This is a genomic window from Pseudomonas sp. Irchel 3H9 (assembly GCF_900187495.1).
Taxonomy (GTDB): Bacteria; Pseudomonadota; Gammaproteobacteria; order Pseudomonadales; family Pseudomonadaceae; genus Aquipseudomonas; species Aquipseudomonas sivasensis.
The window spans coordinates 1-21,025 of sequence record NZ_FYDK01000010.1; the positions used below are offsets into that span (position 1 = coordinate 1).

General features: G+C 60.9%; 14 protein-coding genes and 1 rRNA gene. 11 read left to right on the forward strand and 4 right to left on the reverse strand.

Features of this window, described 5'->3' with window-relative positions; all coding sequences use genetic code 11:
* The 7 genes from rrf to CKW32_RS26155 all read left to right on the forward strand — a co-directional run.
* A 5S ribosomal RNA gene (gene rrf / locus CKW32_RS26125) occupies nt 1-97 on the forward strand; the annotation flags it as partial.
* A 135-nt stretch (nt 98-232) separates the two neighbouring features.
* Nucleotides 233-3,685 (forward strand): exodeoxyribonuclease V subunit gamma, encoded by a 3,453-nt coding sequence (gene recC, locus CKW32_RS26130; protein ID WP_095186351.1) that lies wholly within the window; start codon nt 233-235, stop codon nt 3,683-3,685.
* On the forward strand, nt 3,682-7,356 hold the full coding sequence (recB, locus tag CKW32_RS26135; protein ID WP_095186352.1) for an exodeoxyribonuclease V subunit beta: 3,675 nt from the start codon (nt 3,682-3,684) through the stop codon (nt 7,354-7,356). Before recC ends, recB begins: the two co-directional genes overlap by 4 nt.
* Nucleotides 7,353-9,458: an exodeoxyribonuclease V subunit alpha gene (recD, locus tag CKW32_RS26140; protein ID WP_095186353.1), complete on the forward strand. Its 2,106-nt coding sequence runs from the start codon at nt 7,353-7,355 to the stop codon at nt 9,456-9,458. Before recB ends, recD begins: the two co-directional genes overlap by 4 nt.
* Before the next feature lie 12 nt (nt 9,459-9,470).
* Entirely contained in the window at nt 9,471-10,037 is a 567-nt protein-coding gene (locus CKW32_RS26145) for a YfiR family protein (protein ID WP_032885562.1), read from the forward strand.
* Nucleotides 10,034-11,296 (forward strand): diguanylate cyclase domain-containing protein, encoded by a 1,263-nt coding sequence (locus CKW32_RS26150; RefSeq protein ID WP_032885563.1) that lies wholly within the window; start codon nt 10,034-10,036, stop codon nt 11,294-11,296. The genes CKW32_RS26145 and CKW32_RS26150 overlap by 4 nt, the downstream gene beginning before the upstream one ends.
* Nucleotides 11,297-11,300: 4 nt before the next feature.
* Nucleotides 11,301-11,792, forward strand: coding sequence for an OmpA family protein (locus tag CKW32_RS26155; RefSeq protein ID WP_032885564.1), 492 nt, complete (start codon nt 11,301-11,303; stop codon nt 11,790-11,792).
* A 411-nt stretch (nt 11,793-12,203) separates the two neighbouring features.
* On the opposite strand, the gene CKW32_RS26160 is transcribed toward CKW32_RS26155, so the two are convergent.
* A complete protein-coding gene (locus CKW32_RS26160; RefSeq protein WP_095186354.1) occupies nt 12,204-13,151 on the reverse strand; it encodes a LysR family transcriptional regulator in 948 nt (315 codons plus the stop codon).
* A gap of 133 nt (nt 13,152-13,284) precedes the next feature.
* Here CKW32_RS26160 and CKW32_RS26165 point away from each other — a divergent pair, with 133 nt between their 5' ends.
* Both CKW32_RS26165 and mmsB read left to right on the forward strand, forming a co-directional pair.
* Nucleotides 13,285-14,802, forward strand: coding sequence for a CoA-acylating methylmalonate-semialdehyde dehydrogenase (locus CKW32_RS26165; protein ID WP_095186355.1), 1,518 nt, complete (start codon nt 13,285-13,287; stop codon nt 14,800-14,802).
* Nucleotides 14,803-14,816: 14 nt separating this feature from the next.
* Nucleotides 14,817-15,704: a 3-hydroxyisobutyrate dehydrogenase gene (gene mmsB / locus CKW32_RS26170; protein WP_032885567.1), complete on the forward strand. Its 888-nt coding sequence runs from the start codon at nt 14,817-14,819 to the stop codon at nt 15,702-15,704.
* A gap of 265 nt (nt 15,705-15,969) precedes the next feature.
* Here the strand turns inward: mmsB and CKW32_RS26175 are convergent, their stop codons facing one another.
* Entirely contained in the window at nt 15,970-16,314 is a 345-nt protein-coding gene (locus tag CKW32_RS26175; protein WP_032885568.1) for a cupin domain-containing protein, read from the reverse strand.
* Between the two features lie 418 nt (nt 16,315-16,732).
* On the opposite strand from CKW32_RS26175, the gene kynB reads away from it, so the two are divergent.
* Entirely contained in the window at nt 16,733-17,383 is a 651-nt protein-coding gene (gene kynB, locus CKW32_RS26180; protein ID WP_095186356.1) for an arylformamidase, read from the forward strand.
* Nucleotides 17,380-18,237, forward strand: a complete 858-nt coding sequence (gene kynA / locus CKW32_RS26185) for a tryptophan 2,3-dioxygenase (protein ID WP_032885570.1) — start codon at nt 17,380-17,382, stop codon at nt 18,235-18,237. Before kynB ends, kynA begins: the two co-directional genes overlap by 4 nt.
* A gap of 143 nt (nt 18,238-18,380) precedes the next feature.
* Here the strand turns inward: kynA and CKW32_RS26190 are convergent, their stop codons facing one another.
* On the reverse strand, nt 18,381-19,784 hold the full coding sequence (locus CKW32_RS26190) for an amino acid permease (RefSeq protein ID WP_095186357.1): 1,404 nt from the start codon (nt 19,782-19,784) through the stop codon (nt 18,381-18,383).
* A gap of 72 nt (nt 19,785-19,856) precedes the next feature.
* Nucleotides 19,857-20,864 (reverse strand): anthranilate 1,2-dioxygenase electron transfer component AntC, encoded by a 1,008-nt coding sequence (gene antC, locus CKW32_RS26195; protein ID WP_032885572.1) that lies wholly within the window; start codon nt 20,862-20,864, stop codon nt 19,857-19,859.
* Nucleotides 20,865-21,025: the final 161 nt, after the last annotated feature.

Genomic DNA, 21,025 nt, shown 5'->3' on the forward strand with positions numbered 1-21,025 from the left:
TGGAACCACCTGATCCCATCCCGAACTCAGTAGTGAAACGATGCATCGCCGATGGTAGTGTGGGGTTTCCCCATGTGAGAGTAGGTCATCGTCAAGATTAAATTCCGAAACCCCATTTGCGAAAGCAAATGGGGTTTTGTCTTGGGCGATCGGAAAGTGCGAAGACGCTCATCCGAGCAATCTTCAGTGCTAAAGTCCATGCCTCGATTTTGCTTTTCCCAAGGAAGCCGTTATGCCGGATGCGACGTCCCCCAGCGCTGGATTTATGGTGGTTCATGGCAATCGCCTGGACGAACTACGCAGCCTGGTGGTGAGCTGGATGCGCCGCTACCCACTGGCTCCCCTGGAAAACGAAATTGCCCTGGTACAGAGCAACGGCATTGCCCAGTGGCTCAAACTGGCCCTGGCGGAAGACCCAGAAGACGGCGACATGGGCGGCTGCGGAATCGCTGCCGCGATCGATGTTCAGCTCCCCGGCAGCTTCATGTGGCAGCTCTATCGCATGGTCTTGGGTCGTGACGAAATCCCCCCCACGTCCCTGCTCGATAAAGCCCCACTCACTTGGCGCCTGATGCGCTTGCTTCCTGAGCTCATTGATCAGCCGCACTTCGAGCCATTGCAGCGCTTTCTGACGAACGACGCGGACTTGCGTAAACGCTACCAGCTCGCGGAACGCCTGGCTGACTTGTTCGACCAATACCAGGTCTATCGTGCCGACTGGCTGGAGGACTGGGCCGCCGGCCGCCACCAATTGCGCAACGGTCGAGGGGAATCCAAGCCTCTTAACCCCGCCAATTGCTGGCAAGCCGAGTTATGGCGCGCACTGCTGTTGGACGTCGGGGAAGAGGGGATGGCCGAAAGCCGCGCCGGCGTCCACCAACGCTTCATCGAACGTATCAATGCTCTTGAGGAGGCGCCGAAGGGCTTGCCTTCCAGGGTGATTGTTTTCGGGATTTCTTCCTTGCCTGCCCAAGCGCTCGAGGCGTTGGCTGGCCTTGCCCGTTTCAGCCAAGTCTTGCTGTGCGTGCACAATCCTTGTCGCCACCACTGGTCCGACATCGTCGCCGACAAAGATCTACTGCGTAACGAATACAAGCGTCAATCACGCAAAGCCGGTATGCCGGTCACCATCGACCCACAAACCTTGCACCAGCACGCCCATCCGCTGCTGGCCGCCTGGGGTAAACAAGGCCGCGACTACATCAGCCTGCTGGACAGTTACGACGACCCGAACAGCTACCGTGCAGCCTTTCGTGATGGCCGCATCGACCTGTTCAGTGAAAGCGAACCCACGACACTGCTTAACCAACTCCAGGACGATATCCTCGAACTGCGCCCACTCAACGAAACCCGCGACCTATGGCCCGCAGTCGATCTGGAGCGTGACACCTCAGTTCGCTTCCACATTGCCCACAGCGCCCAGCGCGAAGTGGAAATCCTTCACGATCAACTGCTCCAACGCTTCAGCGCCGACCTCACGCTTCGTCCAAGGGACATCATTGTCATGGTCCCCGACGTCGACAGCTACGCACCGCATATTCGTGCGGTCTTCGGCCAGTTGGAAAGAAGTGATTCACGCTTCATCCCCTTTACCCTGACCGACCAAGGTCAACGTGGCCGCGACCCTCTGCTGATCGCCGTCGAACACCTGCTCAAACTCCCCGACAGTCGCTTTCCCGTCAGCGAAATTCTTGATCTGCTGGACGTCCCGGCCTTGCGTGAACGCTTTGCCATCAAGGAGCGCGACCTGCCCACATTGCACCGCTGGATCGAAGGTGCCGGTATCCGTTGGGGGCTCAACGCGGAACAACGGGCCGGCCTCGGTCTGCCAAGTGAGCTGGAACAAAACAGCTGGAGTTTCGGCCTTCGCCGTATGCTGCTGGGTTACGCCGTCGGCACCGGTGCTGCCTGTAACAGCATTGAACCTTACGACGAAATTGGCGGACTCGATGCGGCATTAATCGGCCCGCTGGTGGCTTTACTCGACGCACTCGGCGATGCCCATCAGGCGTTGTCCCAACCCGCAGCTCCCCACGAGTGGGGCGAACGTTTGCAACGCCTGATGCAACTGTTTTTCCTGCCCAGCAGTGAGCACGACGATTATCTGCTGGGTCAGCTTGAGCAACTAAGGGAAACCTGGCTGGTAACCTGCGAGTCAGTAGGCCTACAGGATGAGTTACCGCTCACCGTAGTCCGTGAAGCATGGCTCGCCGGCCTGGACCAAGGTCGTCTATCCCAGCGATTCCTCGCCGGGGCTGTCAATTTTTGCACCTTGATGCCTATGCGCGCGATTCCGTTCAAGCTGGTTTGCCTGCTTGGTATGAACGACGGCGACTACCCGCGAGCCCAACCCCCCTTGGATTTCGACCTGATGGGCAGCGACTATCGCCCAGGCGACCGTTCGCGCCGCGAAGACGACCGTTACCTACTACTTGAAGCACTGCTATCGGCCCAAGACCAGCTTTACATCAGTTGGGTCGGCCGAAGCATCCGCGATAACAGCGAGCGTCCTGCCTCTGTTTTGATCGGCCAACTGCGCGACCATATCGCCAGCGGCTGGCATAACGCAGAACCAGAAAAGCCACTGTTGGACGCGATGACCCAGGAACACCCACTCCAACCTTTCAGCGCTCGCTACTTCCACGAAGGCGATCCGCTGTTCAGCTACGCCCGCGAATGGCAGTTGCTACACGAAGCGCAGGTAGCCGCACCTGAGCAAGATGATCTGGCACAACACCATCAGGAAGAACCCCTGAGCCTCGGCCAGTTGCAAGATTTCCTACGCAACCCGGTCAAACACTTCTTCAGTCAGCGTCTGAAAGTGTTCTTCGAGGCCGCCGAAGTGCCGCTGGCCGATGAGGAACCCTTCGTTCTCGATGCGCTGCAACGTTACAGCCTGAGCGATAGCCTGTTGAATGCGGGGCTGTCCCAACCCGATCACCTGGACCAAGCCCTCAACGCCCAGGCCCTGCGTTTGCAAGGAAGTGGCTTACTGCCCATGGTCGGTTTTGGCGAGTGCCTGCGCAACGAATTGATCGAGCCTCTGCCGGGTTTGCTGCAACGCTACCAACAATTACTGGCGCTCTGGCCCACTCCACACATCGGTGCCGAACCGATCAGTTTTGAGCATCAAGGCATTGCATTGGAAGGCTGGATCAGCGGCCTGCACCGACGCAGTGATGGCGGATTGCTTAGCGTCACCACCATCCCCAATAGCATTGGATCGATCAAGGCACGCAAGTGGCATCGACTGATCCGCCCTTGGGTCAACCATGTGGTGGCGTGCGCCTGTGGCCTACCGTTGAGCACGGGTCTAGTGGCAAGTGACGATACGTTGTTACTGGCCCCGCTGGATAAGCCCGTCGCCCAAGAAATCCTCAGCAACCTGCTGCTGGCCTGGCACAGTGGAATGAGAAAACCGCTGCCGGTAGCCGTCAAAACGGCCTTCGCCTGGCTTAGCCAAACCGACCCGGCCAAAGCGCAGGCGGCAGCGAGCAAAGCCTATGAAGGTGACGGCCTGACCACCGACGGCGAACGCCGCGAAACTCCGGCGCTTACCCGGCAGTTCCCCGATTACGCAGCCTTGATTGCCAGCGAAGAATTCGAAGGCTGGTGCGAAACCTTATATCGACCGCTGATCAATGCCCCATGGCGATCACTTACAGGCGAAGAGGCCGGCGCATGAGCAGCAAACCCTTGGCCCTGGCCTTCCCGCTGAGCGGCAGCCAACTGATCGAAGCCAGCGCCGGTACCGGCAAGACCTTCACTATTTCTGCCTTGTATCTGCGTCTGGTACTGGGTCATGGTGGTGATGAAGCCGGGTTCGGTCGCGAGTTGCTGCCACCGCAAATCCTCGTCGTCACCTTTACCGATGCCGCCACCAAAGAACTGCGCGAGCGTATCCGCATTCGTCTGGCCGAAGCCGCTCGTTTCTTCCGCGATGAGATCGAACAACCCGACGCGCTGATCGCTGACCTGCGCGCGCAATACCTCCCGGAGCAATGGCCCGCCTGCGCCAACCGCCTGGACATCGCCGCGCAATGGATGGATGAAGCAGCGGTTTCCACGATTCACAGCTGGTGCCAGCGCATGCTGCGCGAGCACGCGTTTGACAGCGGTAGCTTGTTCACCCAAACCCTTGAAACCGACCACAGCGACCTGCTCGGCGAAGTGCTGCGCGACTACTGGCGGCTGTTTTGCTACCCAATGCGTGACGACGCGCTCAACTGGGTGCGCAACAACTGGGGCGGTCCTGCCGCATTGATGCCTCGGGTGCGCGCGCTGTTCGGCAGCGATAGGCCCACCGATGAAACCCGCGAACCCGCGGAGCTGATCAATGCCTGCTTGCGGGAGCGCCGAGAAGCCCTGATAGAACTCAAGGCGCCCTGGCAGCAATGGGCCGCAGAGCTGCGTGACATCTGCCTGCAAGCCGTGGCCGCGAAAGCCGTTGACGGGCGCAAGATGCAAGCGCGTTACTTCGAGCCCTGGTTCGAAAAAATCAGCGCCTGGGCCGCTGATGAAACCTTGGAACAACTGGACATCGGCACCGGCTTCACCCGCCTCACCCCCGACGGCATGGCCGAAGCATGGAAGGGCGACCCGCCGCAGCACCCCGGCATCGACGCCATGGCCAGCCTCAAAGCAGCTCTCGACGCCTTTCCAACCCCTGACGCCGCCGTGTTGCAACACGCTGCCGGTTGGGTGGGTAAACGCTTCGAAGAAGAAAAACGCCGTCGCGCAGAAATGGGCTTCGACGACATGCTGATCCGCCTGAATGCCGCTCTGCAGGCAGAGGGTGGCGAACGCTTGGCCAGCGTGATCCGCGAGCAATTCCCGGTGGCTCTGATCGACGAGTTCCAAGACACCGACCCGGTGCAGTACAGCATCTTCGACAGCATTTACCGCATCGAAGAGAACCACCTCGACAGTGGCCTGTTCCTGATCGGGGACCCCAAGCAAGCGATCTACGCGTTCCGTGGCGCCGACATCTACACCTACCTGCGCGCCCGCCAATCCACCACCGGCCGCCACCACACCTTGGGTACCAACTTCCGTTCCAGCCATGCGATGGTCGAGGCGGTGAACCATGTGTTCCAGCGCGCAGAAACGGGCCGGGGCGCGTTCCTGTTCCGCGAGCCGAATGGCGATAACCCGGTGCCGTTCCAGCCGGTGTTATCCCAAGGCCGCAAGGAAAAACTGCAGGTCGACGGCCAAACGCTACCGGCCATGCACCTTTGGCACCTGCCCACCGACCAGCCGGTGTCCAACGCGGTGTACCGCCAACAACTGGCCGCCGCCTGTGCTACGCAGATTGTTGAGTTGCTCAACGGCGGCCAGCAAGGCACGGCCGGTTTTTTAAGGCCGGATGACAGCTTCAAAGGCGTACTGCCGTCAGACATCGCCATCCTCGTGCGCGACGGCAAGGAAGCCCAAGCGGTGCGCGCCGAGTTGGCCGCCCGTGGTGTGCGCAGCGTATACCTGTCCGACAAGGATTCGGTGTTCGCCGCCCAGGAAGCTCACGACTTGCTGGCCTGGCTCAAGGCCTGTGCCGAGCCGGACGTCGAGCGGCCGCTACGGGCTGCCCTGGCTTGCGTCACCTTGAACCTATCACTGCCCGAACTTGAGCGTCTGAACCAGGACGAACTGGCGTGGGAACGCCGCGTGATGCAGTTCCGTGGCTACCGCGTGATCTGGCGAACCCAAGGCGTGCTGCCGATGCTGCGTCGTCTGCTGCACGACTTCAAACTGCCGCAAACCCTGATTGCCCGCAGCGACGGCGAACGTGTGCTGACCAACCTGTTGCACCTCAGCGAGTTGTTGCAACAAGCTGCGTCGGAACTTGACGGTGAACAGGCGTTGATCCGCCACCTGGCCGAACACCTCGCGTTGTCAGGTCAAGCCGGGGAAGAGCAAATCCTGCGCCTGGAAAGCGATGAGCAACTGGTCAAGGTCGTGACCATTCACAAATCCAAGGGCCTGGAATACGACCTGGTCTTCCTGCCCTTCATCTGTTCGGCCAAGCCGGTCGACGGCAGTCGCCTGCCGCTGCATTACCACGATGAAACCGGCAAGTCCCAAGTCAGCCTGCGTCCTACGCCTGAGTTAATCGCCCAGGCCGATGACGAGCGCCTGGCCGAAGACCTGCGTTTGCTCTATGTGGCCCTGACCCGCGCCAAACATGCCTGCTGGCTTGGCGTTGCCGACCTCAAGCGCGGCAACAGCAGCAGCTCGGTATTGCACCTGTCGGCGCTGGGCTACTTGCTCGGCGCTGGAGCTTCGTTGGGCGAGTCTGCGGGACTGGCGCGCTGGCTGCTGGATCTGCAGGAGGGCTGCCCGGCCATCCACTATGCCCACGTGCCCGATGCCCAAGAGATCATGTTTCACCCGCCGCGCAACCAAGCGACTTTGCTCGCACCGTTGCTGCCTAAGCGCAAAGCTGCCGAAAACTGGTGGATCGCGTCCTACAGCGCCTTGCGAATGGGTGAAAGCATGAGCGTCGCCAACCTCGAAGCGCCAGAAAGCCCACAAGCGCAAAAGCTGTTTGATGACGAACGCCTCGACCCCGACGCACCGCGTGAAGTAGCGGCTTCCGGCGGCGATATTCACCGTTTCCCACGCGGTCCTAACCCCGGCACCTTCCTTCACGGCCTGCTGGAGTGGGCCGGCGAAGAAGGTTTCAACGCGACGTCGCAAGCCATCGAGAACGCTGTAGGTGCGCGCTGCAATCGCCGCAACTGGGAGGGCTGGATCATCACCCTCAGCGATTGGCTGGGCCACTTACTGCACACGCCGTTGCCTGTAGATAACGACCACGTCACCTTGAGCAGCCTGCAGCAGTATCAGATCGAAATGGAGTTCTGGTTCGCCAGCCACAAAGTCGACGTGCTTGCCCTCGACAAGCTGGTCTGCCAGTACACCCATAACGGTGTCTCCCGTGTCGCTGCCGAGCCGGTGCTGCTCAACGGCATGTTCAAAGGTTTTATCGACCTGACCTTCGAATACGATGGCCGCTACTACGTGGCTGACTACAAATCCAACTGGCTCGGCCCTGACGACTTGGCCTACACCCAAGCGGCCATGGAGCAGTCGATCCTTGAGCATCGATATGACCTGCAATACGTCCTTTACCTGCTGGCGCTGCATCGCCAGCTCAAGGCGCGTCTGCCGGACTACGACTACGACCGCCACGTCGGTGGCGCGCTGTATGTGTTCTTGCGGGGCACCCAAGCCGTCAGCCGAGGAGCGTTTTTCACCCGGCCGCCGCGTGAGCTGATCGAAGGCCTGGACCTGCTGTTCCAGGGCAAGCCCATCCCGCCCAAGGTTGAGCCTGCCTGGGAACAAGGAGTGTTGTTATGAGCCTGTTGCCATCACCGCTTGAGGCGCTGGAACCCCTGAGCCGCGCCGCCGACCTGGTGCAGTTGCTGGAGCGTTGGGTTGACCGCGGTTGGCTGCGCGCATTGGACAAAGCCTTCGTCGGTTTCCTGCACGAACTCGACCCACACGCCGACCCTTTGGTGTTACTGGCCGCGGCGCTGACCAGCCATCAACTGGGCCACGGCCATGTGTGCCTGGATCTGTTCGAAACCCTCAAAGCGCCAGACTTTGCATTGTCCTTGCCGCCCGAAGGCGACCTGCAAACCGGCGCCATGCTGCTGCCGTCGCAGTTGCTCGACGGCCTCGACGGCGCCCACTGGTGTCACGCATTGGCCGCCAGCCCGTTGGTCGCCCTGGCGGTGGACGGCAGCGAATCGGCACACAGTCGTCCCCTGGTACTGTCGGGCACACGCCTGTACCTGCGCCGCTACTGGACCTACGAACGGCGCATCGACACCGCATTGCGCTTGCGTCTCGCCACCCAGGAAACCGTCGCCGCTGATTTGCCCCAGCGCTTGAATGGCTTGTTTGACCAGCCGGCACCCGATGGCGTGATCGACTGGCAAAAACTCGCCTGCGCCCTGGCTACCCGCGGTGCCTTCAGCATCGTCACCGGCGGCCCCGGCACCGGCAAGACCACCACCGTGGTGCGCCTGCTCGCACTCTTGCAAGCGCCAGCGGTAGAAACCGGCAGCCCGTTGCGTATCCGCTTGGCCGCGCCCACCGGTAAAGCCGCCGCGCGCTTGACCGAATCCATCAGCCAGCAAGTGCTGTCGCTGACAGTGCCGCAAAGTGTGAAGGAAAAGATTCCGACCCAGGTCACCACGGTTCACCGTTTGCTGGGTAGCCGTCCGGGCACTCGGCACTTTCGCCATCACCTTGGTAACCCGTTGCCCCTGGATGTGCTGGTGGTGGACGAAGCCTCGATGATCGACCTGGAAATGATGGCCAATCTGCTGGACGCGTTACCGCCCCATGCCCGCTTGGTGTTGCTAGGCGACAAGGACCAACTCGCCTCGGTAGAGGCCGGCGCCGTACTGGGTGATTTGTGCCGCGACGCCGAAGCCGGCTGGTACAGCCCTCAGACTCGTCAATGGCTGCAAGCCGTCAGCGGTGAAGACCTCGACGCCAGCGGCCTGCTGGAGGACCTCGACGGCAGCCATCCTCTGGCCCAGCAAGTGGTGATGCTGCGTTACTCGCGACGTTTCGGCGAAGGCAGCGGCATCGGCCAATTGGCGCGCTGGGTCAACCAGCAAAACGCCGAAGAGGCCCGCAAGTTACTGGCCGCGCGTAGCCATAACGACCTGTTCTGCGTCGGCCTTAAAGGTGAGCATGACCACGCCCTGGAACGGCTGGTGCTGGATGGGCAGGGCGATGGCGCCCAGGGTTATCGCTATTACCTCAACTTGCTGCACAGCGCGCGTCCGGCCCTCGAAACCCCGCGCGACGATCTCGCCTGGATCCAGTGGGCGCAACAACTGCTGCAAGCCTTTGATGCGTTCCAACTGCTCTGCGCCGTGCGCAAGGGCCCTTGGGGTGTGGAAGGGCTGAATGTGCGCATCACTGCAGCCTTGCGCAAAGTGCGGCTGATCGAGGGTGACGAGCAATGGTACGAAGGTCGCCCGGTGCTGATGACACGCAACGATTACGGCCTGGGCTTGATGAACGGCGACATCGGTATCGCCCTGAAGCTGCCCGAAAGTGACGGCGGCCCTCAGGTGCTGCGCGTCGCTTTCCCACGTAACGACGGCCAAGGCGGCGTGCGATTTGTATTGCCCAGCCGTCTGAATGATGTGGAAACCGTATACGCCATGACCGTGCACAAATCCCAAGGCTCGGAATTCACCCACACCGCGCTGATCCTGCCGGACGCCTTGAACCCGGTGCTGACCAAGGAACTGATCTACACCGGCATCACCCGCGCCAAACGCTGGTTTAGCCTGATCGAGCCCCGTGGCGGTGTGTTTGAGGAGGCCGTGCGGCGCAAGGTCAAGCGCTTGAGTGGGCTGATGCTGGAGTTGGGTCCGGAGTCAGAAATATCTGACGCTGTGCTATCGTTGCGGCATCACCCCGATAACACCTGAGAGTATCGCTGCATGAACGTGGCCGTCTCGCCCACTGAGCGTAGTTTGAGCTGGAGACGCCTACTGCTGATGGCGGTTCTATGCTTGCTGGCACCTCGCGTATTTGCCGAAGCCCCGGGCCCGGCTGATCAGCGCGCCCAGGCGGTCACCCAAGTGGTACTTGGTATTCTCAGTTATGCCCGCTGGCCCGTGGAGCCTGAGCAACTGCGCCTGTGCATCCTCGGCCCGACTCAATACACCGACGATCTGATCAAGGGCACCACTCAGGCCACCGGTCGTCCGGTCGTGGTGCGACGCCTGCTGGTCGACCACCCCGATGTCGTCAACGCCTGCGATGCCGTGTACATCGGCAAACTCAGCACTGACGAACGCAGCCGCCTGTTTGACTCGTTGATCGGCCATCCAGTGCTCAGCATCAGCGAAGGCGGTGACCAGTGCACCGTGGGCAGCCTGTTCTGCCTGCGCGTGGGCGATGAGCAAGTGTCGTTTGAGGTCAACCTCGACTCGGTGGCGCGCAGCGGCGTGCGTATTCACCCCAGCGTGCTGCAACTGTCCCGTCGTCGGGCGCCGGCCTCATGACAGCCGTGACTGTGCGACCCACTCTGCGCTCCGTTATCGGCCGCGGGCATATGATCCTGGCGCTGGTAGCGGTGACCCTGGCCAGCGTGTCCCTGACCCTGCTCGGTGTCTTGGCGCTGCGGGTCTACGCCGAACACAACCTGCACCTGATCGCGCGTTCCATCAATTACACCGTCGAAGCGGCGGTGGTGTTCAACGACCGCGCTGCGGCCACCGAAGCCCTTAGCCTGATTGCTTCAACTGAAGAAGTGGCCCAGGCCGATGTGTTCGACGCCAGCGGCAGGCTGTTGGCGCATTGGGAACGCCCGGAAACCGGCATGCTCTCGCGGGTTGAACTGGCACTGGCGCATACCCTGCTTGAACAGCCCATCAATCAGCCGATCCTGCACCAGGGGCGGACCATCGGTAGCATCCACCTGACCGGCCACGGTGGCAGCCTGCTGCGCTTTCTACTCAGTGGTCTGGCGGGGATCCTGATCTGTACCGCTCTCAGCGCTTGGGTTGCCCTGCACCTCGCGCGCCGTTTGCTGAAGGGCATCACCGGGCCGCTGCAAAGCCTCGCCGCCGTGGCCCACGCCGCGCGCAGCGAACGCGACTTCGACCGTCGCGTGCCGCCGGCGCGCATCGCCGAACTCGATAGCCTGGGCAGCGACTTCAATGCTTTGCTTGGCGAGATGGAGGCCTGGCAAAGCCACCTGCAAAGCGAAAACGAAACCCTCGCACACAAGGCCAACCATGACAGCCTTACCGGCTTGCCCAACCGTGCGTTCTTCGAAGGCCGGTTGATCCGTGCCCTGCGCAGCGCTGCCAAGGCCAAGGAACAATTGGCGGTGCTTTACCTCGACAGCGACCGCTTCAAAGAGATCAATGACAGCTTTGGACATGCGGCAGGGGATGCCGTGCTCGTGGCCGTCGCCGAGCGCGTGCGTGCGCAACTGCGAGAAGACGACCTAGTAGCACGCCTGGGCGGCGATGAGTTCGCCATCCTGCTGGCGCCGCTGCACAAGGTCGAAGACGCCCAGCGCATCGCCGACAAGATCATCGCCAGCATGGACACACCGATTGCCGTGCCTGGCGACACCCAGGTGTTTACTTCCCTCAGTATTGGTATCGCCATCTACCCCGAACACGGTGTCACCCCCGGCACCTTGCTCAATGCCGCCGATGCGGCGATGTACCAGGCCAAACGGTTTTCCCAGGGCGGCCAGCAAACGGCAGAGTCGGAGCACTCTACCGCCAATGTTCAACACAGGAGTTGATCCCTTGTTTTCTAGCGCGCGCGTTTTACTTATCTCGTTGCTCGTGGCCTTTCTCGCCCTCGGCGGGTGCCAGACAGCCCCACCCAAAGGCCTGAGCCCGGCGCAGGTCGCAGTCCTTAAACAACAGGGTTTCGAACTCACCGACGAAGGCTGGGCATTCGGCCTGTCGGGCAAAGTCCTGTTTGGCAGCGACGTAGAAACCCTCAACCAACCCAGCACCGATATCGTGCAGCGCATCGGTAAGGCATTGCTGGGCGTGGGCATCGAACGCGTGCGCGTTGACGGCCACACCGACACCTCGGGCAAGGAAACCTACAACCAGCAACTGTCCCTGCGCCGCGCGAAAAGCGTGGCGACGGTGCTGCAAGGCGTGGGCATGAAAGAAGAAAACATCCAACTGCGCGGGCTGGGCAGCGCTGAGCCCGTCGCGTCTAACGCGACAGCGGCGGGGCGCACCGAGAATCGACGGGTGTCGATTGTAGTCATCGCCGACTGACTGGACTCAGCGCGACAGCACTTTGCGATGCAATCAAATGTGTGAGAGGGCTTACCCCCGATGAGGGAGTATCAGTTGATGCATTTTTGACTGATCCACTGCTATAGGGGCATAGGCCTCTACCTAACTCCCAAAGGCTGACACATAACTCTGTGGTGAGCGGGCTTGCCCCGCGCTGGGCTGCGAAGCGGCCCCAAAACCAGCCGCTGAGTTCTAACAGGAAACTTCCCGGGTGATAGATGAGTAGATACCCATGTCTTGATGGCCGCCTGATAGCCGACCCAGGATGCTGGCCGAGTACATACCCGTTGCTGCGGTAACGGCGACTCAGGGTTGCGCCCTTACGGCGGCTCACTTTTGAAAAGCGCAAAAGTAAGCCGCTTCTTAAACAAAATCGTCGGCGCTGGCCCTTTAATCCGCGAACGTGATCTCCCGCGTCTCCCCCATCAACAACCCCTGGTTCTGCTCCGTCACTTCCCTGATGTAATCCCACAACAACGTAATCCGCTTCAGCTTCCTCAAATCTTCCCGGCAATACATCCAGAACTGCCGCGTAATCGCAATCTGCTCCCCCAGCACGGGCAACAACCGTGGATCTTGCGCTGCCAGAAAGCACGGCAAGATCGCCATCGACCGGCCCTGCTGCGCGGCCACGTACTGCGCAATCACGCTGGTGCTGCGCAGGCTGGCGCTGGCGCCGGGCACTACGTTGGCCAGGTAAAGCAGCTCGGAGCTGAACGCCAGGTCGTCCACGTAGCTGATAAACGGATGCTCGGCCAAATCCGCGGGTTTGCGGATGGGCGGGTGTTGGTCGAGGTATTCCTGGGTCGCATACAGCTGCAGCTTGTAGTCGCACAGTTTGCAGCACACGTAGGGTCCGTGTTCCGGGCGTTCCAGGGCGATGACGATGTCGGCTTCGCGTTTGGACAGGCTGATGAAGTGGGGCAGGGGCAGGATGTCTACCGAGATCGCGGGATACGTGTCGACAAAGTGGCTCAACTGCGGGGTCACGAAAAAGCTGCCAAAGCCTTCGGTGCAGCCCATCCGTACATGGCCTGACAGCGCAACGCCGGAGCCCGAGACTTGCTCGCAGGCCATGTGCAGGGTGCTTTCGATGGACTCGGCGTAACCCAGCAGACGCTGACCTTCGGGTGTCAGGACGAAGCCATTGGTCCGGGATTTTTCGAACAGCAACGTGCCGAGGGACACTTCCAGTGAACTGATGCGCCGCGACACGGTGGTGTAGTCCACCGCCAGGCGTTTGGCGGCGACGCTGGCCTTGCGCGTGCGGGCCACTTCGAGGAAAAACTTCAGGTCGTCCCAGTTCAGGGAGCCCAGTGATGTGATGTTTTTTTGCATATTGGACCGGCTTTTATGTGCGTTCTTATTAGAGATTTGCACATCTATACTCCAAAAACAGTCCGAACGCCTCATTCTTCAAGGCGATTCAACGCCTTGGTTCTCTAGCATAAATATAAGATTTGGAGACCACATGAACGCATCTGCCGATATTTCCGTGCAACAGGTCAAGTTGCTGATCAACGGCGAGTGGGTCGAGTCCAAGACCACCGAGTGGCAAGACATCGTCAACCCGGCTACCCAGCAAGTGCTGGCCAAAGTCCCGTTCGCCACGGCCGATGAAGTCAACGCCGCCATCGACGCAGCCCATCGCGCCTTCCAGACCTGGAAGCTGACGCCGATCGGCGCGCGCATGCGCATCATGCTCAAGCTACAAGCCTTGATCCGCGAGCATTCCAAACGCATCGCCGTAGTCCTCAGCGCCGAGCAGGGTAAGACCATTGCCGATGCCGAGGGCGACATTTTCCGTGGCCTGGAAGTGGTGGAGCACGCCTGCTCCATCGGCACCCTGCAAATGGGCGAGTTCGCCGAGAACGTCGCGGGTGGTGTCGACACTTACACCCTGCGTCAGCCCATCGGCGTGTGTGCCGGCATTACCCCGTTCAACTTCCCGGCAATGATTCCGCTGTGGATGTTCCCGATGGCCATCGCCTGCGGTAATACCTTCGTCCTCAAGCCGTCCGAACAAGACCCGCTGTCGACCCTACTGCTGGTGGAGCTGGCGCTGGAAGCTGGTGTGCCGCCTGGCGTGCTGAACGTGGTGCACGGCGGAAAGGCTGTGGTGGATGCGCTGTGCACCCATAAAGACATCAAGGCCGTGTCCTTCGTCGGTTCGACGGCCGTCGGTACCCACGTCTACGACCTGGCGGGCAAGCACGGCAAGCGCGTGCAATCGATGATGGGCGCCAAGAACCACGCCGTGGTGCTGCCGGATGCCAACCGCGAACACACCCTCAATGCTCTGGTCGGTGCCGGTTTCGGCGCGGCGGGCCAGCGTTGCATGGCCACCTCGGTGGTGGTGCTGGTGGGGGCGTCCAAACAGTGGCTGCCGGATCTCAAGGCGCTGGCGCAAAAACTCAAGGTCAACGCCGGTAGTGAAGCGGGCACGGATGTCGGCCCGGTGATTTCCAAGCGCGCCAAGGCCCGTATCCTGGAGTTGATCGAAAGCGGCGTGAAAGAAGGCGCCAAGCTGGAGCTGGATGGCCGCGACATTCAGGTGCCGGGCTTCGAGCAAGGCAACTTCGTCGGTCCGACCCTGTTCTCGGGCGTGACTACCGACATGCAGATCTACACCCAGGAAATTTTCGGCCCGGTGCTGGTGGTGTTGGAAGTCGACACCCTCGACCAGGCCATCGCCCTGGTTAACGCCAACCCGTTCGGCAACGGTACCGGCCTGTTCACCCAGAGCGGTGCGGCGGCGCGTAAATTCCAGAGCGAAATCGATGTGGGCCAAGTCGGCATCAACATCCCGATCCCCGTGCCGGTGCCGTTCTTCAGCTTCACCGGTTCGCGCGGCTCCAAGCTCGGCGACCTCGGCCCGTACGGCAAGCAAGTGGTGCAGTTCTACACCCAGACCAAAACCGTCACCAGCCGCTGGTTCGATGACGACACGGTCAACGATGGCGTCAATACCACCATCAACCTGCGCTGATTCGGGAGACGACCATGAAGATTGCATTTATCGGCTTGGGAAACATGGGCGCGCCCATGGCCCGCAACCTGATCAAGGCTGGCCACGCGCTGAACCTGTTCGACCTGAACCAGACGGTACTCAAGGAACTCGCCGAACTCGGTGGCAGCATCAGCGACTCGCCGCGTGACGCTGCCCAAGGCGCCGAGCTGGTGATTACCATGCTGCCGGCCGCCGCCCATGTGCGCAGTGTCTGGCTGAATGAAGACGGTGTATTGGCCGGGATCGGCAACGGCGTGCCCGCAGTGGATTGCAGCACCATCGACCCGCAGACCGCGCGCGATGTCGCCGCTGCTGCCGCCAAGCAAGGCGTGGTGATGGCCGATGCACCGGTCTCCGGCGGCACGGGCGGCGCCCAAGCGGGCACCCTGACCTTTATGGTCGGCGCCACCCCGGAACTGTTCGCCACCCTGCAACCGGTGCTGGCGCAGATGGGCCGCAACATCGTGCATTGCGGTGACGTAGGCACGGGGCAAATCGCCAAGATCTGCAACAACCTGCTGCTGGGCATCAGCATGGTTGGCGTCAGCGAGGCTATGGCATTGGGTGATGCACTGGGCATCGACACCCAAGTGCTGGCCGGGATCATCAACAGCTCCACCGGGCGCTGCTGGAGTTCGGACACCTACAACCCATGGCCGGGCGTGATCGAAACGGCGCCGTCATCCCGAGGTTACACAGGCGGGTTTGGTGCGGACCTGATGCTCAAGGATTTGGGCCTGGCTACCGAAGCGGCTCGCCAGGCGAAACAACCCGTGATTTTGGGTGCAGTGGCTCAGCAGTTGTATCAATCGATGAGTCAGCGTGGGGAAGGGGGGCAGGACTTCTCGGCGATTATCAACAGCTATCGCAAGCCCAAATAACCCACCGGTGAGACGGCAATTGTAGTGAGCGGGCTTGCCCCGCGCCGGGCTGCGAAGCGGGCCCAATGAAAACGCCGCATTCTTTCAGAAAGAATGCGGCGTTTGTTCTCAGGGCCGCTTCGCAGCCCAGCGCGGGGCAAGCCCGCTCACCACAATAAGTGGGTCAGCTCGGTAAACCGGAGCACCACAGTAAGTGGGTCAGCTCGGTAAACCGGAGCACCTAAATAAGTGGCTCAGCTCGGTAAACCGGTGCACCACAAAAACCTCAGGCGAATACAAAATACTTGCGCACCGTCTCGACCACTTCCCATGTCCCCTTCATCCCCGGCTCTACCACAAAGATATCCCCAGCCCGCAGGTGAATCGGCTCCATCCCTTCAGGGGTGATGATGCAGTAGCCTTCCTGGAAGTGGCAGTACTCCCACTTCACATAATCCACGTACCACTTGCCCGGGGTGCAGATCCAGGTGCCCATGATCTTGCTGCCGTCTTCGCTGGTGTAGGCGTTGAGGTTGACGGTGTGCGGATCGCCTTCGAGTTTTTCCCATTTGCAGGCATCCAGGACCGGCAGGGGATGGGTGTCGCGCAGTACGGTAATGGGCGTGGACATGATGGCTCCGAGGCAGGTAATGGGCGTGGACATGATGGCTCCGAGGCAGGTAATGGGAAGATGCACCCTAAGGCCTTGTGCGTTGCGCCAGTGGTCTGAACTCGACATCGGGATGCCCAGAAGCGCAGGTGAATGCGACTCCTCAGGCCATGTGCAGTCAATGTGGGAGGGGGCTTGCCCCCGATGGCGCCGGGTCAGCCTGCACCTGTGTCAACTGACCCACCGCCATCGAGGGCAAGCCCCCTCCCACATTAATCCTTGGTGGCAGCTCCACCGTGGCCAGGCGACACTTCTGAGCGTAAATAAGTAATTTCCTCGCAGTAAGTGCGAAAGATTTCCCGCTTGGCGCAGGAATTCGCAAGAAAATTCAGCCCTGGCCCTCGTATCATTCACCCCAGTAACCGCCGAGAGCCTTTAAATGAACCCAATAAAAACGTGGTGGGATATCAGCCCGCCCTTGAGTACGGCGACCCCGACCTGGCCGGGTGATACGCCGTTCCAGGAAGAGCGCGTGTGGCAGTTCGGCCCGGAGTGCCCGGTGAATGTAGGGCGCATTACCTTGTCGCCGCACACCGGCGCCCACGTGGATGCGCCGCTGCACTACAGCGCAGACGGTGCACCCATCGGTGAAGTGTCGTTGGACGTGTACATGGGCCCGTGTCGGGTGCTGCATTGCCTCGGCAGCGGCGCGCTGGTGCAACCGCATCAATTAGAAGGCCGTGTGGATAACTTGCCGGAGCGTGTGTTGCTGCGTACTTATCCACAAGCGCCGCTGACCGAATGGGATTCGAATTTCACCGCCATCGCGCCGCAAACCATTGAGCTGCTCGCCAGCCTGGGCGTGCGCCTGATCGGTATCGACACGCCCTCGCTGGATCCGCAACAGTCCAAGACCATGGATTCCCACAACGCCGTGGCCCGGCATGGGATGGCGATTCTCGAAGGCATCGTGCTCGACGAGGTAGCGGAAGGCGACTACGAACTGATCGCGCTGCCGCTGCGCTTTGCCAACCTGGACGCCAGCCCGGTCCGCGCTATTCTCCGTCCGCTCAAGGAGCCCACGCGATGAGCCAATGTCCCTTCTCTGCTGATTACCAACCGCCGGAAGAATGGCATAACGCCGAGCTGAATTTTTCCGAGTCCATGAGCTACGGCGACTACCTGGACCTGGGCAAAGTCCTCAGCGCCCAGCACCCGCTGTCGCCGGACCACAACGAAATGCTCTTCATCATCCAGCACCAGACCTCTGAGCTGTGGATGAAACTGATGCTCCACGAACTCAAGGCCGCCCGTGAGCATGTGCGACTGGGCGAGTTGCCGCCAGCGTTCAAGATGCTGGCGCGGGTGTCGCGGATCTTTGACCAACTGGTGCACGCCTGGGCCGTGCTGGCGACCATGACGCCTTCTGAATACAAAGCGATTCGTCCGTTCCTGGGGCAATCGTCCGGGTTCCAGTCGTTCCAGTACCGCGAGATCGAATTTATCCTTGGCAATAAAAGTGCGGCGCTGTTGCGGCCTCACGCCCATCGGCCGGAGTTGTTGAACGAGTTGAAAGTGGCGATTGCCACGCCGTCGCTGTATGACGAAGCGATCAACTTGATGACCAAGGCGGGCCTTGCGATTGATCCACAACGCGCCGAGCGCGACCCGACGGCGGCGACCGTTCACGATGAGTCGGTGGAGGCGGCGTGGCGCGAGGTGTATCGCGATCCGAGCCGTTATTGGGATTTGTATCAGTTGGCTGAAAAGTTTATCGATCTGGAAGATTCGTTCCGCCAGTGGCGCTTTCGGCATGTGACCACCGTTGAGCGCATCATCGGTTTCCAACCCGGTACTGGCGGCACCGAAGGCGTGGGGTATCTGCGCAAGATGCTCGACACCGTGCTGTTCCCCGAGTTGTGGCGAGTGCGCTCCACGCTGTAAACAAAAAGCCCCGGATTACCGGGGCTTTTCATTTGCAATGCAATCAAATGTGGGAGGGGGCTTGCCCCCGATGGCGGTGGGTCAGTGGGCACATAAGTGACTGACACACTGCTATCGGGGGCAAGCCCCCGCCCACATGGGTATTACTGCGTGGCGGCGACTGCTTTCGCCTTACTCACTCGCAAACGGTAAGCCACATAGATAATCCCCACCCAAATCGGCATCGCATACACCGACTCGCGAATACCCGGGATCGCCAGCATCACGCTGATGATCATCAGCATGAACGCCAGGCACAGGTAGTTGCTGAACGGGAACCAGAAGGTCTTGAACGATGGCGTCACGCCTTGCTCGCCCATGGCCTTGCGGAACTTGATGTGGGTGATGCTGATCAGCGCCCAGTTGATCATCAGCGACGCAACCACCAGCGCAAACAGCAACTCCAGCGCACTCTGCGGCGCCACGTAGTTGACCACCACGCACAGCATCGTCACCAACGCCGAGATCGCCAGGGCCCGCAGTGGTACGCCTTGCTTGTTGAGCTTCATCAGCGTTTTTGGCGCATCGCCTTGCTCGGCCAGGCCGAACAGCATGCGGCTGTTGCAGTACACGCCGCTGTTGTACACCGACAGCGCCGCGGTCAGCACCACGAAGTTGAGGATGTGCGCGGCGGTGTCGTTACCGATCAGCGAGAAGATTTGCACAAACGGGCTGCCGCTGTAGGGGTCGCCCGACGCGCCGAGGGTTTGCAGCAGTTGGTCCCATGGGTACAGCGACAGCAGAACGGTCAGGGCACCGACGTAGAAGATCAGGATCCGGTAGACCACCTGGTTGATCGCTTTGGGGATCACTTTGCGCGGTTCGGTGGCTTCGGCGGCGGTAATACCCACCAGCTCCAGGCCACCGAACGAGAACATGATGAACGCCATCGACATCAACAGCCCCATGCCGCCATTCGGGAAGAACCCGCCGTGGCTCCACAGGTTACTGATGGACGCTTGCGGGCCGCCGGTGCCGCTGAACAGCAGGTAGCAGCCGAGCACGATCATGCCGACAATCGCCACCACCTTGATGATTGCGAACCAGAACTCGGTTTCACCGAAGAACTTCACGTTCAGGGTGTTGATCAGGTTCACCGCAACAAAGAACACCAGCGCGCTGACCCAGGTCGGGATCTCCGGCCACCAGAACTGGATGTACTTGCCCACGGCCGTCAGTTCGGCCATGCCCACCAGTACGTACAGCACCCAGTAGTTCCAACCGGCCAGGAAGCCCGCGTAGCCGCCCCAGTATTTGTGGGCGAAGTGGCTGAACGAGCCGGCCACCGGCTCTTCGACGATCATCTCACCGAGCTGGCGCATGATCAGGAACGCAATGAAACCCGCAATCGCGTAGCCCAGGATCATCGACGGGCCCGCCGACTTGAGCACCCCGGCCGAGCCGAGGAACAACCCCGTGCCAATCGCCCCTCCCAAGGCGATCAGCTGAATATGCCGGTTCTTCAGGCCACGCTTGAGGCCCACCGGGTTAACCATGTCATCCGCCATTAACGTTCCCTTCTACTTGTTTTTCTTGGGGTTGATTGCACGCCGCACCAGCCCCTCAGAAGTGCTGAGGAGTCAGATATTACTCTGCGTAAACTTTTCGTAATACAGCTGAACGCCATCAAGTGCCTGATCCGCCAGCCATTGTTGGATGGATTCGACCATTGGAGGGGGGCCGCAGACATACATATCCGCCGATCCGTCCCGCAATTCGGCCAAGTCGAAATGTTGGGTGAGGTAGCCGCGCTTTCCGGGCCAGTCATCTGCAGGGTCGCTGAGGACTTCGGTGTAGCGAAAACCCGGCAGTTTCGCCGCGTAGGCCGCGATGCGTGTTGCTTCGCATAAGTCCTCGGCACCGCGCACGCCATAGTAGAGGTGCACCGGCTGGTCGCAGCCAGTGGCGGCCAGTTGATCGAGCATGCCCAGCAGCGCCGACAACCCGGTGCCGCCGGCGACCAGCACCAGCGGTTGGGTGACGTGCCGAAGGTAGAACGCACCCAGCGGTGCCTCCATCAGCAGTTCATCGCCGACTTGGCAGCGCTCACGCAGGTAGTTGCTCATCACCCCATCGGGCAGCAAGCGGATCAGAAACTGCACCTGATTGCCCGCCAGGTTGGCGAAAGAGTAGGAACGCCAACTGTCCGTGCCTGGCACCGAGAGGCGTGCATATTGGCCGGGTAGAAAATCCAGTGGCGCGTCCAATTGCACGTTGAGGATCGCCGTACTGGCCGACACCAATTGCACCTCGCTGACCGTTCCGCGCACCTGCACCGGGTTCGGTGCATTGCACAAGCTCGAATCGAAGTCGAAGTAGAAGGTGGCGTCGGACTTCACCCGCGTCTGGCAACTGAGCATCTTGCGTTGTTGCAGGTCGAGGCTTGAGAGGGCTTCGTCGTCCACGTAGTCCTGGGTGTAGTCGCCCGATTCGCAACGACCCTGGCAGGTGCCGCATACACCTTCGCGGCAATCCAGGGGGATCTTGATGCCATTGCGCAGGGCCGCATCCAATAGGATTTCATGGGCGCCCACGGGGAAAAACAGGGTCTTGCCGTCGGCAAAACTGAAGGCCACTTTGTGATTCATGTGTTGTTCTCTGCATATTTATGACGTACGTACGGCCTGTTGGGGTGAGCGGGCTTGCCCCGCACTGGGCTGCGAAGCAGCCACATGAGAGTCGCCGCATTTTTCCCGCCAAACCGCAGTGCTTGCACCATGGGCCGCTGCGCGCCCCAGCGCGGGGCAAG

Excerpts from the sequence above, each read along its gene's own strand:
- recC (WP_095186351.1), top strand. The coding sequence starts at position 233 with ATGCCGGATGCGACGTCCCCCAGCGCTGGATTTATGGTGGTTCATGGC.
- recB (WP_095186352.1), top strand. The coding sequence starts at position 3,682 with ATGAGCAGCAAACCCTTGGCCCTGGCCTTCCCGCTGAGCGGCAGCCAA.
- recD (WP_095186353.1), top strand. The coding sequence starts at position 7,353 with ATGAGCCTGTTGCCATCACCGCTTGAGGCGCTGGAACCCCTGAGCCGC.
- CKW32_RS26145 (WP_032885562.1), top strand. The coding sequence starts at position 9,471 with ATGAACGTGGCCGTCTCGCCCACTGAGCGTAGTTTGAGCTGGAGACGC.
- CKW32_RS26150 (WP_032885563.1), top strand. The coding sequence starts at position 10,034 with ATGACAGCCGTGACTGTGCGACCCACTCTGCGCTCCGTTATCGGCCGC.
- CKW32_RS26160 (WP_095186354.1), bottom strand. The coding sequence starts at position 13,151 with ATGCAAAAAAACATCACATCACTGGGCTCCCTGAACTGGGACGACCTG.
- CKW32_RS26165 (WP_095186355.1), top strand. The coding sequence starts at position 13,285 with ATGAACGCATCTGCCGATATTTCCGTGCAACAGGTCAAGTTGCTGATC.
- mmsB (WP_032885567.1), top strand. The coding sequence starts at position 14,817 with ATGAAGATTGCATTTATCGGCTTGGGAAACATGGGCGCGCCCATGGCC.
- CKW32_RS26175 (WP_032885568.1), bottom strand. The coding sequence starts at position 16,314 with ATGTCCACGCCCATTACCGTACTGCGCGACACCCATCCCCTGCCGGTC.
- kynB (WP_095186356.1), top strand. The coding sequence starts at position 16,733 with ATGAACCCAATAAAAACGTGGTGGGATATCAGCCCGCCCTTGAGTACG.
- kynA (WP_032885570.1), top strand. The coding sequence starts at position 17,380 with ATGAGCCAATGTCCCTTCTCTGCTGATTACCAACCGCCGGAAGAATGG.
- CKW32_RS26190 (WP_095186357.1), bottom strand. The coding sequence starts at position 19,784 with ATGGCGGATGACATGGTTAACCCGGTGGGCCTCAAGCGTGGCCTGAAG.
- antC (WP_032885572.1), bottom strand. The coding sequence starts at position 20,864 with ATGAATCACAAAGTGGCCTTCAGTTTTGCCGACGGCAAGACCCTGTTT.